7 protein-coding genes are annotated in these 13,910 nt (G+C 54.8%); 6 read left to right on the top strand and 1 reads right to left on the bottom strand.

The window, feature by feature from the left end:
• Window positions 1-6 precede the first annotated feature (6 nt).
• The 6 genes from fdhF (at window position 7) to pbpC (ending at window position 13,445) form a co-directional block, all read left to right on the top strand.
• Entirely contained in the window at window positions 7-2,883 is a 2,877-nt protein-coding gene (gene fdhF, locus V9K95_RS08395; RefSeq protein WP_336440535.1) for a formate dehydrogenase subunit alpha, read from the top strand.
• Window positions 2,884-2,885: 2 nt separating this feature from the next.
• Complete coding sequence (fdhD, locus tag V9K95_RS08390) at window positions 2,886-3,821, top strand: formate dehydrogenase accessory sulfurtransferase FdhD (RefSeq protein ID WP_442958549.1); 936 nt, start codon at window positions 2,886-2,888, stop codon at window positions 3,819-3,821.
• Window positions 3,814-4,062 carry a formate dehydrogenase subunit delta gene (locus tag V9K95_RS08385; RefSeq protein WP_115055188.1) on the top strand — a complete coding sequence of 83 codons (249 nt, stop codon included), beginning with the start codon at window positions 3,814-3,816 and terminating at the stop codon, window positions 4,060-4,062. Before fdhD ends, V9K95_RS08385 begins: the two co-directional genes overlap by 8 nt.
• A gap of 49 nt (window positions 4,063-4,111) precedes the next feature.
• Window positions 4,112-5,767: an OFA family MFS transporter gene (locus V9K95_RS08380; RefSeq protein ID WP_336440534.1), complete on the top strand. Its 1,656-nt coding sequence runs from the start codon at window positions 4,112-4,114 to the stop codon at window positions 5,765-5,767.
• Between the two features lie 155 nt (window positions 5,768-5,922).
• Window positions 5,923-11,361, top strand: coding sequence for an alpha-2-macroglobulin family protein (locus tag V9K95_RS08375; RefSeq protein ID WP_336440533.1), 5,439 nt, complete (start codon window positions 5,923-5,925; stop codon window positions 11,359-11,361).
• The gene (gene pbpC, locus V9K95_RS08370) at window positions 11,361-13,445 is read left to right on the top strand and encodes a penicillin-binding protein 1C (RefSeq protein ID WP_336440532.1); all 2,085 of its coding nucleotides are present in this window, start codon (window positions 11,361-11,363) and stop codon (window positions 13,443-13,445) included. The genes V9K95_RS08375 and pbpC overlap by 1 nt, the downstream gene beginning before the upstream one ends.
• A gap of 39 nt (window positions 13,446-13,484) precedes the next feature.
• Here pbpC and V9K95_RS08365 read toward each other — a convergent pair whose 3' ends face one another.
• Window positions 13,485-13,820, bottom strand: a complete 336-nt coding sequence (locus tag V9K95_RS08365) for an RcnB family protein (RefSeq protein WP_115055184.1) — start codon at window positions 13,818-13,820, stop codon at window positions 13,485-13,487.
• Window positions 13,821-13,910: the final 90 nt, after the last annotated feature.

The following is a 13,910-nucleotide window of genomic DNA, read 5'->3' as shown; positions in this document are numbered from 1 at the left end:
TTCACCATGTCACTGGTTCACGAGATCGACTACGGCACGCCAGCTTCCCTTTCGGAGAAGATGGTCACGCTCACCATCGACGGCAATGAGGTGACGGTTCCCGAAGGAACTTCCCTGATGCGTGCCGCGATGGAAGCAGGCATTCAGGTGCCGAAACTCTGCGCCACCGATATGGTTGATGCATTTGGTTCCTGCCGTCTTTGCCTGATTGAAATCGAAGGCCGCAACGGTACTCCGGCTTCCTGCACCACGCCTGCAATGGAAGGTCTGGTGGTCCATACGCAGACCAAGCGCCTGAAGGATATCCGTAAAGGCGTGATGGAGCTTTATATCTCCGATCATCCGCTCGATTGCCTGACTTGCGCTGCCAATGGCGATTGTGAGTTGCAGGATATGGCAGGTGCGGTGGGGTTGCGCGATGTTCGCTATGGTTATGAAGGCGACAACCATGTTTTCACCAAGGCAGAGGGCGTCGCCAATGATCGCTGGATGCCTAAGGATGAAAGCAACCCCTATTTCACCTATGATCCGGCGAAATGCATCGTTTGTTCGCGCTGTGTCCGTGCCTGTGAAGAAGTGCAGGGCACATTTGCACTGACGATTGAGGGCCGTGGTTTTTCCAGTCGCGTTTCTCCGGGCATGCACGAAAACTTTCTGGATAGTGAATGTGTTTCCTGCGGTGCCTGCGTGCAGGCATGCCCTACCGCGACACTGACGGAAAAATCGGTCATCCAGATAGGACAACCCGAGCACTCCAAAGTCACGACCTGCGCCTATTGTGGCGTTGGCTGCTCGTTCAAGGCAGAAATGCGTGGTGAGGAACTTGTTCGCATGGTTCCCTACAAGGATGGCAAAGCCAATCGTGGTCACTCCTGCGTCAAAGGCCGCTTTGCCTATGGTTATTCCACACACAAGGATCGCATTCTCAACCCAATGATCCGCGAGAAAATTACAGATCCTTGGCGCGAAGTGAGCTGGGACGAGGCATATAAGTACGTCGCTAATGAATTCCGCCGTCTGCAATATCAATATGGGCGCAATTCCGTTGGCGGCATCACTTCGTCCCGCTGCACCAATGAAGAAACATACCTCGTACAAAAGTTGGTCCGCGCCGGTTTCGGCAACAATAATGTCGATACCTGCGCCCGTGTCTGCCATTCGCCAACCGGCTATGGTCTCAAGACAACCTTTGGTACATCTGCCGGTACGCAGGATTTCGACAGCGTTGAGCATACGGATGTCGTTATGGTCATTGGTGCAAATCCGACCGATGGTCATCCTGTCTTCGCCTCGCGTCTGAAGAAGCGTTTGCGCAAGGGCGCAAAACTCATCGTCGTCGATCCACGCCGGATTGATCTGGTGCGCTCGCCCCACGTCTCTGCAGCCCAGCATCTGCAACTGCGCCCGGGCACGAATGTCGCTGTGGTCACATCGCTGGCTCATGTGGTTGTTACAGAGGGTCTTTTCGACGAAAAGTTCATTCGCGAGCGTTGCGACTGGGAAGAATTTCAGGATTGGGCTGCATTTGTTTCCAGCCCGGAACATAGCCCGGAAGCCATTGAAGAACTGACAGGTGTGAACCCGCAAACCCTGCGCGAAGCAGCACGCCTGTTCGCCACTGGTGGCAATGGAGCCATCTATTACGGCCTTGGCGTAACAGAACATAGCCAAGGTTCTACTACGGTCATGGCCATCGCCAATCTGGCAATGGCAACCGGTAATATCGGCCGCAAGGGCGTGGGTGTTAATCCTCTGCGCGGCCAGAATAATGTGCAGGGTTCCTGCGATATGGGTTCGTTCCCGCATGAACTTCCCGGCTATCGCCATGTTTCCGATGAATCGACACGAGATATTTTTGACAAGCTGTGGGGCGTCAAAATTCAGGACGAGCCGGGCTTGCGCATTCCAAACATGCTGGATGCAGCCGTCGACGGCACGTTCAAGGGCATTTACATTCAGGGTGAAGACATCCTGCAGTCAGATCCCGATACGAAACATGTTGCTGCCGGTCTGGAAGCAATGGAATGTGTAGTCGTCCATGACCTGTTTTTGAACGAAACCGCAAACTACGCCCATGTGTTTCTGCCGGGTTCTACATTCCTCGAAAAGGACGGCACTTTTACCAATGCCGAGCGCCGGATTAACCGGGTGCGTAAAGTGATGAGCCCGCTCAATGGCTATGCGGATTGGGAAGTTACACAAAATCTTGCCAAAGCGATGGGCCTCAATTGGAACTATACCCATCCGTCACAGGTCATGGATGAAATTGCCATGACCACACCCAGTTTTGCTGGTGTCAGTTATGAGCTGCTTGAAAAAGAAGGTTCGGTTCAGTGGCCGTGCAATGAAAAGGCCCCTCTTGGTACGCCAATCATGCACATTGATGGTTTTGCGCGCGGAAAGGGCAAGTTCATTCGTACGGAATATGTTGCGACTGATGAGCGGACGGGACCGCGTTTCCCGCTTTTGCTCACAACAGGCCGCATTCTGTCGCAATACAATGTCGGCGCACAAACACGCCGCACAGACAATGTCATGTGGCATGAAGAGGACCGTTTGGAAATTCATGCGCATGATGCGGAAAATCGCGGCATCCGTGATGGCGATTGGGTGAAGATCAGCAGCCGGTCCGGCGAAACCACCTTGCGCGCGCTTATTACGGATCGTGTCTCGCCCGGCGTGGTCTACACGACCTTCCACCATCCCACGACGCAGGCAAATGTGATCACGACCGACTTCTCCGACTGGGCAACAAACTGTCCGGAGTATAAGGTTACTGCGGTTCAGGTCGGTGCGTCCAACGGACCAAGCGATTGGCAGGTTCAATATGATGAACAGGCCCGCCAAAGTCGCCGGATCAAAATACTCGACGCGGCAGAATAAACGTGGAACAGCGCCCCGCACGCCAACTCGTACCGCGGATCACTCGCCGCTTGAATGGCGCAGTCGCCAGCTATGCCAGCGGCGACCGTGCCGTGCCGGAAGAGACACCGGTCGCCTTCAGCTATAATGGCACGACCCATGCGGTCATGATGGCAACCCCTTCTGACATGGAAGATTTTGCCGTTGGTTTCAGTCTTTCCGAAGGCATTATCTCGCGGCTTGAACAGATCGATGAAATCAACATTGAAGACCATGCTGAAGGCATTGATATCCAGATCAGGCTTGCAGGCGAGGCAGGACAGGATTTGAGTGATCGCCGCCGCCGCATGGCGGGGCCCGTTGGTTGCGGTCTTTGCGGAATTGAATCAATCGAGCAGGCATTGAAACCGGTCTCCTCCGTCGACAAGGTGAAATTGGAACTGGCACCAGATGACATTGCGCAAGCGGTAAGACTGCTTTCAGAAATACAGCCTCTTCACAAGGAAACGGGAGCTGTTCATGCCGCTGGTTTCTATCAACCGGGAAAAGGCATTGTAGCGGCGCGTGAAGATGTCGGAAGACACAATGCGCTCGACAAATTGGCTGGCAATCTGTGCCGCTCGCGCATTGAAGGCAGCAGCGGTGCTATTGTGGTAACCAGCCGGGTTTCCATTGAAATGGTCCAGAAGGCAGCGATCATTGGTGCTTCAGTATTGATTGCGGTTTCTGCCCCGACAGCGCTTGCTATTCGCACGGCCCATGCCGCCGGACTAACGCTCGTTGCCTTGGTTCGCGGCGATGAATTTGATGTGTTTACGCGCCCGGAACGTATCCCGGTCGCCGCAGCGCAAATCGGCTCCGACACAGATGAAAAGCCGCAGCGGCCGCATCTCAATCCCGATCCTGCTGCCTCGACCCTTATACAAAGTCCAACTGTTAGATTGGTGCAATATGGATAGTGAAAGCCATAAAACCACGGCGGAAAAACTGGTCTATATGGCCAATCAGATTGCAACCTTCTTTCACTCTCAACCGATGGATGAGGCAGCGGCGGGTGTTGCCGAGCATATCAACCACTTCTGGGAACCGCGCATGCGCCAGCAGCTTTTCGACATACTGGAACAGCCGGACAACGGTCTGGATCCCTTGGTCCTTGAAGCTGCAAAGCAGATACGCAAGCCGGGCACCGTTTCGGCCTGATCCAACTTAATCGCTTGTTTTCTAATGCAAACCTTGGGAGGGGCATTGTATGTCTGCAATTGACCAAACAGCAGGAGGTTCGGTAGGAACCGCTGGAATTCTCGACCGCGAGCGCATTGTCGCCAAGGCGGGTTTCAATCGATGGCTCGTCCCGCCAGCCGCTTTGGCAATTCATTTATGTATCGGCATGGCCTATGGGTTCAGTGTTTTCTGGCTGCCATTGTCCCGCTCGATCGGGATTGAACAATCCGTCGCCTGTGCTGATCTCAACCTTGTAACGGCTCTCTTTACGACCAGTTGTGACTGGCGTGTCAGCGATCTCGGCTGGATATACACGCTGTTCTTTGTGCTCCTAGGCTGTTCCGCAGCAATTTGGGGCGGTTGGCTGGAGCGCGCAGGCCCTCGCAAGGCGGGTCTTGTTTCAGCCCTCTGCTGGTGCGGCGGCATGGTCATAGCAGCCATCGGCATCATGACACATCAATTGTGGCTGATGTGGCTTGGCGCAGGCGTTATCGGCGGTATCGGCCTTGGGCTTGGCTATATTTCTCCGGTGTCGACCTTGATCAAATGGTTTCCGGATCGACGCGGCATGGCAACAGGCATGGCGATCATGGGCTTTGGTGGCGGTGCGATGATCGGAGCGCCACTGGCCAATCTTCTGATGAATTACTTCAAGACACCGGAATCTGTTGGCGTTTGGCAGACTTTGCTTGTCATGGCCGCCGGTTATTTTGTTTTCATGATGTGCGGCGCATTTGGCTATCGTATTCCTCCCGCAAATTGGCGCCCGGAGGGCTGGACCCCGCCCGTTAACGGCAAGGCCATGATTACCACGCGTCACGTCCATTTGCGGGATGCGCACAAGACCAAGCAATTCTGGCTCATTTGGGCCGTACTATGCCTCAACGTATCGGCTGGCATCGGCGTGATCGGCATGGCTTCGCCAATGCTTCAGGAGATATTTGCAGGCAAGCTGATTGGCTTTCCCGATGTCAGTTTTACGCAACTGGACGCATCGCAAAAAACTGCGGTCGCAGCTATTGCGGCTGGTTTTACCGGTTTGCTTTCACTGTTCAACATTGGCGGGCGCTTCTTCTGGGCGTCACTTTCCGACCGTCTCGGCCGTAAGGCAACCTACTACACCTTCTTTGCGCTGGGCATAGCGCTGTATGCCTTGGCACCAACCGCAGCACATATGGGTAGCCAGGCGCTGTTTGTTGCTATTTTCTGCGTGATCTTGTCGATGTATGGCGGTGGCTTTGCTACTATACCGGCCTACCTAGCCGATATATTTGGAACGCAGTTTGTTGGAGCTATTCATGGCCGCTTGCTGACCGCTTGGGCGACTGCCGGTATCGTGGGACCCGTCGTGGTCAATTACATCCGTGAATTCCAGATCAGTGCGGGTGTCCCGCGTGATCAGGTCTATGATCGAACAATGTATATCCTGGCTGGCATGTTGGCGCTCGGTTTGGTAGCCAATCTGTTCGTGCGGCCATTGGCAGACAAATGGTTCATGTCGGATGCGGAAGTTGCTGCGCTACAGGCCAAGACAAAGGTCGTGGAAGCGGGCACAAGCGGATCGTTCGGCATAGGTCATGGCGGTCTCGACGCAAAGGCGGCAATTGCCTGGGCAGCTGTTGGTATCCCGATCCTGTGGGGTGTTTGGGTTACCATCAAACAGGCCATCATTCTCTTCCAGTGAGCAATTGCTCCAGCGAAGTAAAAAGGCCCTTCGGGGCCTTTTTACTGTAACAATGTCATAGATTTCAGCCGTAAGTTGCATGGTCTGTTGACAAGTCACGACGAAGTTTAAAGAGTGCCCAACATCAGGATCAGTAGTGGCGTTGGGAGGACGATATGTCTGTGCGCGCAAGGTTTGGGCTTCTGGCTCTTCTCCTCACATTTTTTACCTCCATCTTACCGGCGGGGGCCGCGGAAATTAACCGCGATATCGTCACTACGAAGGACAGCGATTATTTCGGGTTTGATCTGCGCACGGAAGAAGATGTTACGCTGGATCAATGCGAAACCGTCTGTCTTGCAGATCAGGCGTGTAAAGCCTTCACCTACAATCCCAAGGTAAAGTGGTGCTTCCTGAAATCAGACTTCAAGGAGCTCAAGAGCTTCCCGGGTGTCTTTGCCGGAAAGGTCGTGGAGACCTCAGTCGAACCGGATATTGGCGCCGCTCCTAAAGTGCAGTTTGTTTCGGAGCAGTTCATCACCGATGCACGTGAGATCAAAGCCAATCTGTCGGCAACCGATGCTCAAAAAGCGATGGGTTTTGACAAGCTTATCGAGCTTGCAAGAAACAGCGCAGTTCCTACCTCTCTCGAGAATTATATGGCTGCTTTGTCGCTCGCACCCGGCAATGAAGACATATGGCTGGAGCTTGCAAAAGCTGGAAATGTTGGAGGCGATCGCTACAGGGGTGGTCAGTCTGCGTTAGCTGCTTTTAATGCCTATCAATTGTCACGCACCACACAAAGCCGCGCAGAAGCCCTTTCCGTCTTGGGAACGTCCCTGGAGATTGCGCAAAATTACCGGGCGGCAATCAATGCCTATAAGGCAAGCTTGGAACTGGTTGAAGCAAAGACAGTTCGGGCAGCACTCAATGATCTGCAGGCGCGTCAGGGCTTCCGTGTGGTCAATCACACGATTGATGCTGACAGTGCGACAGCACGTGCCTGCGTTCAGTTCTCAGAACCATTGGTAAAAATGGGGACGGATTACACGCCCTTCGTCACACTGAACGGCGTGCCGGCGAAAAGCGTTGAAGCCAAGGGTAGTGAGATCTGCGCCGAAGGTCTGACACATGGTGAACGCTACAAGCTCGCGCTGCGTGCCGGTCTTCCTTCATCGGTGGGTGAATCTTTGGAGCGGCAAGTCGACCTTGATATTTACGTCAAGGACCGCACAGCCATGGTTCGGTTTACGGGTGACAGTTTCGTTTTGCCCAGCACGGCCCGTCGCGGCATTCCTATTGTGTCTGTCAATACCAGCAGCGCCAAGCTGAAACTCTACCGCATCGGCGATCGCGGTATTGCGCCTTTGCTGACGAGTTCGCAATTCCTTACGCAATTGGAAGGTTACAGCGCTCAAAGACTGCAGGACGAGGCGGGTGAAGCCATTTGGGAAGGCACGATTGATATTCAGACCGATTTGAACAAGGACGTTGTCACCAGCTTCCCTGTCGACGAGGCCTTGCCGCAGCGCAAGCCCGGCGTTTATGTGTTGACCGCCGTATCACCTGAAGCAAAGCAGGATGATTGGGCAGCGCTGGCAACCCAATGGTTCGTCGTTTCAGACATTGGTTTGTCGACATATACAGGCACCGATGGCCTGAACGTATTTGTGCGCTCGCTTGCCAGTGCCCAGCCGCTTATCGGCGTTGAGTTGCAGCTGCTTGCCAAGAACAACGAAATTCTCGGCACCGCGACAACCGATACGGATGGTCGTGCGACGTTCAGTGCGGGGCTAATGCGCGGCACTGCAGCCATGGTTCCCGCCGTGATCACCGCCCGCAACGGTGATGCCGATTATGTCTTTCTGGACATGACCCGAGCCGGTTTCGACCTTTCGGATCGCGGTGTTACGGGCCGCGCGGCTCCTGGCGCTATCGATATTCTGGCTTGGACCGAGCGTGGCATCTACAGGGCAGGTGAAACGGTCCACGTTTCGGCTCTCGCGCGTGACAACGCTGCAAATGCTATCGAGAAACTGCCACTCACTTTCGTATTCAAGCGTCCAGATGGCGTAGAAGACCGCCGGATGGTTAGTGATGGAGAGAATTTGGGCGGCCACACGTTGGATCTGGCTTTGCAGGCCAATGCCATGCGCGGCACGTGGACGATGCAGATATTCACCGACCCAAAGGGGTCTTCAATTGCGGAAAAGCAATTCATGGTCGAGGATTTCGTGCCCGACCGTATCGAGTTCGATCTGACAAGCGACGCCAAATCATTGGAGATCGGCCAGCCCGCATCTGTCACTATTGACGGGCGCTATCTATACGGCGCTCCTGCTGCGGGTTTGTTTGCGGAAGGCGAGGTCATTCTCAAGCCCACGCGCGAAAGAGAGGATTTCAAAGGTTACTTCTTCGGGTTGGCCGACGAACAGGCAAGTGAACCAATAACCGTGCCGATCGAAGCTGCCGAAGCATTGGACGAAAACGGCAAGGCGACGTTTGAAGTGACCATTGCCGACGCCCCTTCGACAACACAATTATTGAATGCAAATGTGGTTGTACGATTGAAGGAAGCAGGCGGACGCGCTGTTGAGCGTTCATTGACGCTGCCAGTCAAATCCGAAAGCTCGATGATTGGGATCAAGCCGGAGTTTTCCGGCGATCTCAGCGAGAATTCCGTTGGCAAGTTTAACGTCATAGCGCTTGATGCAAATGGGCAGAAGCAGGCCATGCAAGGTCTGTCATGGAAGCTGCTGAGCGTCGAGCGGAACTATCAGTGGTATCGCGACGGCAGCTCGTGGAAGTACGAGCCTATTTTGTCGACCAAGCAGGTTGCCAATGGCACAGTTGATGCCACCACGGATGGCGGGGCGATTTCACTTCCCGTGACATGGGGACGTTTCCGGTTGGAAGTGGAAACAGCCGCTGCGGATGGTCCCACATCAAGCGTCGAATTCGACGCTGGTTACTATGTTGAAGCCGCATCGACGGAAACACCTGACGGCCTCGAAATTGCGCTGGACAAGGAGCAATATGCGCCTGGTGATATCGCTAAGCTGAAAGTTTCCTCGCGTTTCGCGGGCGAATTGCTGGTGACAGTCGGCGCTGAAAGCCTGCTGGCAACGACCAGAGCCAGCATTGGTGCGGAAGGCGGCGAAGTTGATATTCCTGTCACCGCCGATTGGGGTGCAGGAGCCTATGTCACGGCCACGTTGTTCCGTCCGGGCGATGCACAGGAAACGCATATGCCCATGCGAGCCATCGGTATTAAGTGGCTGAATGTGAATCCCGGCGATCGCAAGCTGGCAGTCAAGCTTGAAGCTCCGGAAAAAACCGAGCCACGCCAACCACTCAACATCGCATTGCAGGTTGCAGGCGCTGGCGCAAATGAGAACGCATTTGTTTCCGTGGCTGCAGTGGATGTCGGAATTCTTAATCTGACTCGTTACGAGGCTCCTGATCCTGATAACTGGTATTTTGGCCAGCGTCAGCTTGGGCTCGAAATCCGCGATCTCTATGGGCGTCTGATTGATAGTTCGCAGGGCGCAACAGGGAAACTGCGTACCGGCGGCGACGGCGCTCAAATGCCGATGCAGGGTAATCCTCCAACTGAAAAGCTCGTCGCATTCTTCTCCGGGCCCGTAAAGCTTGATGCGGAAGGTAAGGCGAACGTCACTTTTGATATCCCGCAGTTCAATGGCACGGCGCGGGTCATGGCTGTCGCCTGGTCCAAATCCGGCGTTGGGCATGCCACCTCTGACGTGATTATCCGTGACCCGGTGGTAGTGACAGCAAGCCTGCCAAAATTCCTGACGCCTGGCGACAAAGCATCCTTGCGGCTTGATATAGCCAATACCGACGCGCCTGCTGGTGAATATCAGGTGCAGGTCACCGGCAATCCTGCCGTCGAGGTAGAGCAGCCCGGCGCATCGCAGGCGATCAACCTGACCGCTGGCGGCAAATTCGACCTTACCTTGCCGCTTGTTGGCGTTCATCCCGGCGATGGCGTTGTCTCGGTGAAACTGTCAAATACCGCCGGCATGTCGCTTGAACAAACGCTGAATCTTCCGGTTCGTCCAGCAACATTGCCGATGACTGTGCGCAAGCCAATCAAGCTTGCACCCAATGCCAGTGTCAAAGTGGACAGTGAATTGCTTGCCGGGAGTATCCTGCAGGGCGCTTCGGTTAGCCTCAACGTTACACGATCAACGGCGTTCGACATTCCTGCTCTGCTGATGACGCTTGATCGCTACCCTTATGGCTGCGCCGAACAGACCACCAGCCGCGCCTTGCCTTTGCTATATATGAGCGAACTGGCAAAGAAATCGGGTATAGCTGATGATGGCGATGTTCAAAAACGCGTTCAGGAAGCCATATACCGCGTGCTTGCCTATCAGTCTTCGTCCGGCAGTTTCGGCCTGTGGAGCCCAGGTTCGGGCGATCTTTGGCTCGATGCCTATGTCACGGATTTCCTGACACGAGCACGCGAACAGAAATATGACGTGCCTGAACAGGCGTTGGTTCAGGCGCTGGATAATCTCCAGAATTCGTTGAGCTATGACGTGAATGTCAAGGATCAAGGAAATGAAATAGCCTATGCGCTCTACGTATTGGCCCGCAATCGCAAGGCCGCAATCAGCGATCTTCGCTACTATGCCGATACGATGCTTTCGGAGTTTCCGACGCCCCTTGCAAAAGCACACATAGCTGCTGCGCTTTCGCTTTATGGCGATGGTCAGCGCTCGCAAAGCATTTTTACCGATATTGTCGGTAAGACATCGTTGTTGAGCAATGTCAGCCTGGTGCGCTCCGATTATGGTTCATCATTGCGTGATGGCGCTGCCGTTCTTGCTCTGGCAGCCGAGAGCCGCCCGGTTCCGGCTATCATTCCGCAACTGTCAAAAATCGTTGCTGAACAATGGGAAAGCGCTCGGTACACCAGCACCCAGGAACAGACATGGATGCTCCTTGCTGCGCGTGCAATTCAAGACGGAGACAGCGATCTGAAGCTCGATATTAACGGTGTAGCCCATGCAGGTAGTTATGCGTCGCAGCTTACAGGCGAAGAACTGATTGCGTCGCCCGTGACAGTTACGAACACCAGCTCCGCTCCGCTTTCCGCAGTTGTCACTACGGTTGCTGCACCGTCGCAGCCCCTGCCGGCGGGCGGTGATGGGTTTAATATTGAACGCACCTATTACACGCTTGATGGTAGCGAGGCCAACGTCACAGAGGCCAAGCAGAATGAGCGCTATGTCGTTGTCTTGAAGATCACAGAGAACAATAGATGGCCCTCGCGTGTTCTGGTTACGGATCTGTTGCCCGCTGGTTTTGAGATCGACAATCCCGGCTTGGTCAATAGTGCCAGCTTGACCAATTTTGACTGGATAGGTGAGGTCGAGGCGGCTCACACGGAGTTCCGTAGTGATCGTTTCGTTGCTGCGTTTGATCGGGTCGCCAGCGATAATAGCGAAATTACGCTTGCTTACGTTGTTCGCGCCGTCACACCGGGCAATTACAGCCATCCTGCCGCTAGTGTCGAGGACATGTATCGCCCGCAATTTTCTGCCCGCACTGCCTCTGGCCGCATGGAGGTCGTCGAAGCACAATAATGCTTACGTGGCGGACATTCTGCATCGGCGTTTCTGCCAATCTTGTATTGGCGACCCTGTTGGCCTTTGGACTCGACGCGGCGGATCATGCGTTCCCGCCGCCTCTTGAAAAAGCGCGCGAGGTCTCAACTGAAGTGGTTGACGCGGATGGCCAGTTGTTGCGTGCCTTTGCAACTACTGAAGGCCGGTGGCGACTGGGTACAAAGACCAAGGATGTTGACCCGCAATTTGTGCGTATGCTGATCGCCTATGAGGATCAGCGCTTCATGAACCATCGGGGCGTTGATCCTCTGGCCTTGGGACGGGCTGCCTTCCAGCTGGTCACTAATGGACGCATCGTCTCTGGTGCGTCTACCTTATCAATGCAGGTTGCCCGGCTTATCGAGCCTCGGGAAGGCCGGTCGCTCACGGCAAAGTTTCAGCAAGTCGTGCGGGCGTTGCAGATCGAGCGCCGCTTAAGCAAATCGCAGATTCTCGATCTCTATCTGACGCGCGCTCCTTACGGAGGTAATCTTGAAGGCGTTCGCGCGGCAAGCTTGAGCTATTTCGGCAAGGAACCACGTCGCTTGAGCGTTTCGGAAGCAGCATTGCTGGTTGCTCTGCCGCAATTACCGGAAAAGCGAAGGCCAGACCGTAATGCTGGTGCGGCGACAAATGCGCGAGAACGCGTTCTCAAACGCATGGCGGTGGAAAAAATTGTCGGGGAGGGCGAGGCTGAACGCGCAGGCTTGATCCCCGTCTCCTCCCGCCGTCTGCAACTCCCCGCCCTTGCAGCTCACCTTGCAGAAGCTGCCGCAAAAAAAGAACCGCAAGTCAAACGTCATCAGACCACCCTGCGCCGTAAGGTTCAGGAAGGACTGGAAACTGTTGCGCGTGATGCAGCTGTGAAGCTCGGTCCGAAACTGTCTGTCGCCATGGTGATGGCTGATGCCCGCACTGGCGAAATCGTTGGAGAAGTTGGTTCCGCCGATTATTTTAATGCCAGCCGTTCGGGCTGGATAGATATGACGCGCATCAATCGTTCGCCGGGATCGACGCTGAAGCCCTTCATTTATGGGCTTGCCTTTGAAGATGGTCTGGTCAGCCAGGAAACGATGATTGAAGATCGTCCCACAGACTTTTTCGGCTATCGGCCGCGCAATTTCGATATGAGCTATCAAGGTGATGTCAGCGTCAGGCAGGCATTGCAATTGTCGCTGAATGTGCCAGCGGTGCGTCTGCTCGATGTGGTTGGGCCAACGCGTTTGATGGTTCGTTTCCGCCGCGCTGACGTGCGTCCGGTTCTGCCAGCCAATGAGGCCCCCGGATTAGCAATTGGACTTGGCGGCGTCGGTACGACGTTGAAAGATCTTGTCCAGCTCTATGCTGCTCTGGCCAATCAGGGCAGGCCAGTACAGTTAGGGGATGGTATCCGGGAAAAGCCCGCGGTCATTGAGGGTGAGCCTTTGCTTGAACCTGTCGCTGCCTGGCATATTGCCGATATCCTGTCCGGCGTCATGCCGCCTTTGGGCGCGGGCCAGCGTGGCATCGCGTACAAGACTGGTACAAGCTATGGTTATCGTGACGCTTGGTCAGTGGGCTTTGATGGGGCTTATGTACTTGGTGTTTGGGTAGGGCGGCCGGATAGTGGTGCTGTCCCGGGTATAACAGGGTTCGCCTCCGCGGCGCCTATCCTGTTTGAGGGTTTTGCCAAATCCGGCATTGCAATAACGCCTTTGGCCCGTGCACCGGCTGGAGCAGCGCGAGTTGCACAGGCGGAATTGCCCATAAGTCAACGCCGGTTTTCCATGACGCCAAGCGGGCTTCTCGCCTCATCAACACGGGAACCCGCGCCGCAGATAATTTATCCACCGGAAGGTGCGCGAGTCGATCTTGGCGCCAAGCAAGGAGGCCATATAAACCCGCTCATATTGAAGCTGCAAGGCGGCAGAGCGCCGTTCCGTTGGCTGGCCAATGGCAAGCCTTTGCCGGATATGTCGCGCAGACGAGTCAATCAATGGACGCCGGATGGTGGAGGATATTCGACTTTGACGGTTGTCGATTCGATGGGGCGGGCGGCTACTGTTCGCGTTTTCATAGACTGAAAAAGCGGCGCTGGAGGTCGCCGCTTTTCAGTCTTCTGTTTATCGGGCTTGAACCAGCGCCGAAATGATGCCGGATGTGATGCCGATCAGCACGTAATTATCGTCAGCTCTTACCCAGTGATAACCACGTGGCGGGGTCCGCAGGTGATAGCGATGATAGTCGCGCACCACGTTGCGACGATAGCTTGACGGTAATGCATGACCGCGCGACCAGCGTGTTTTCTTCACAACGACCTTCTTGGTAACGATGCGCTTTTTGACGACATGTTCGCGTTGCTGGTCGTAATGGCGACCTTGGTCGTGTCGCTGCTGGGCGAAAGCTGCGGGCGTGGCTAGAAGTGATATGGCAATTGCTGCCAGAGCGATTTTTTTCATTTTCGTTTCCTCGTGAGCTGCATGGTTTGGGAAAGACCATGATTATTCAGACACGCAATGGTTGTATCTCTGGCGAGATGAACGAAAACT

It is taken from the genome of Phyllobacterium sp. CCNWLW183, from assembly GCF_037203775.1.
Lineage (GTDB): Bacteria > Pseudomonadota > Alphaproteobacteria > Rhizobiales > Rhizobiaceae > Phyllobacterium > Phyllobacterium ifriqiyense.
This window is presented reverse-complemented; position numbering and strand designations above follow the sequence as displayed.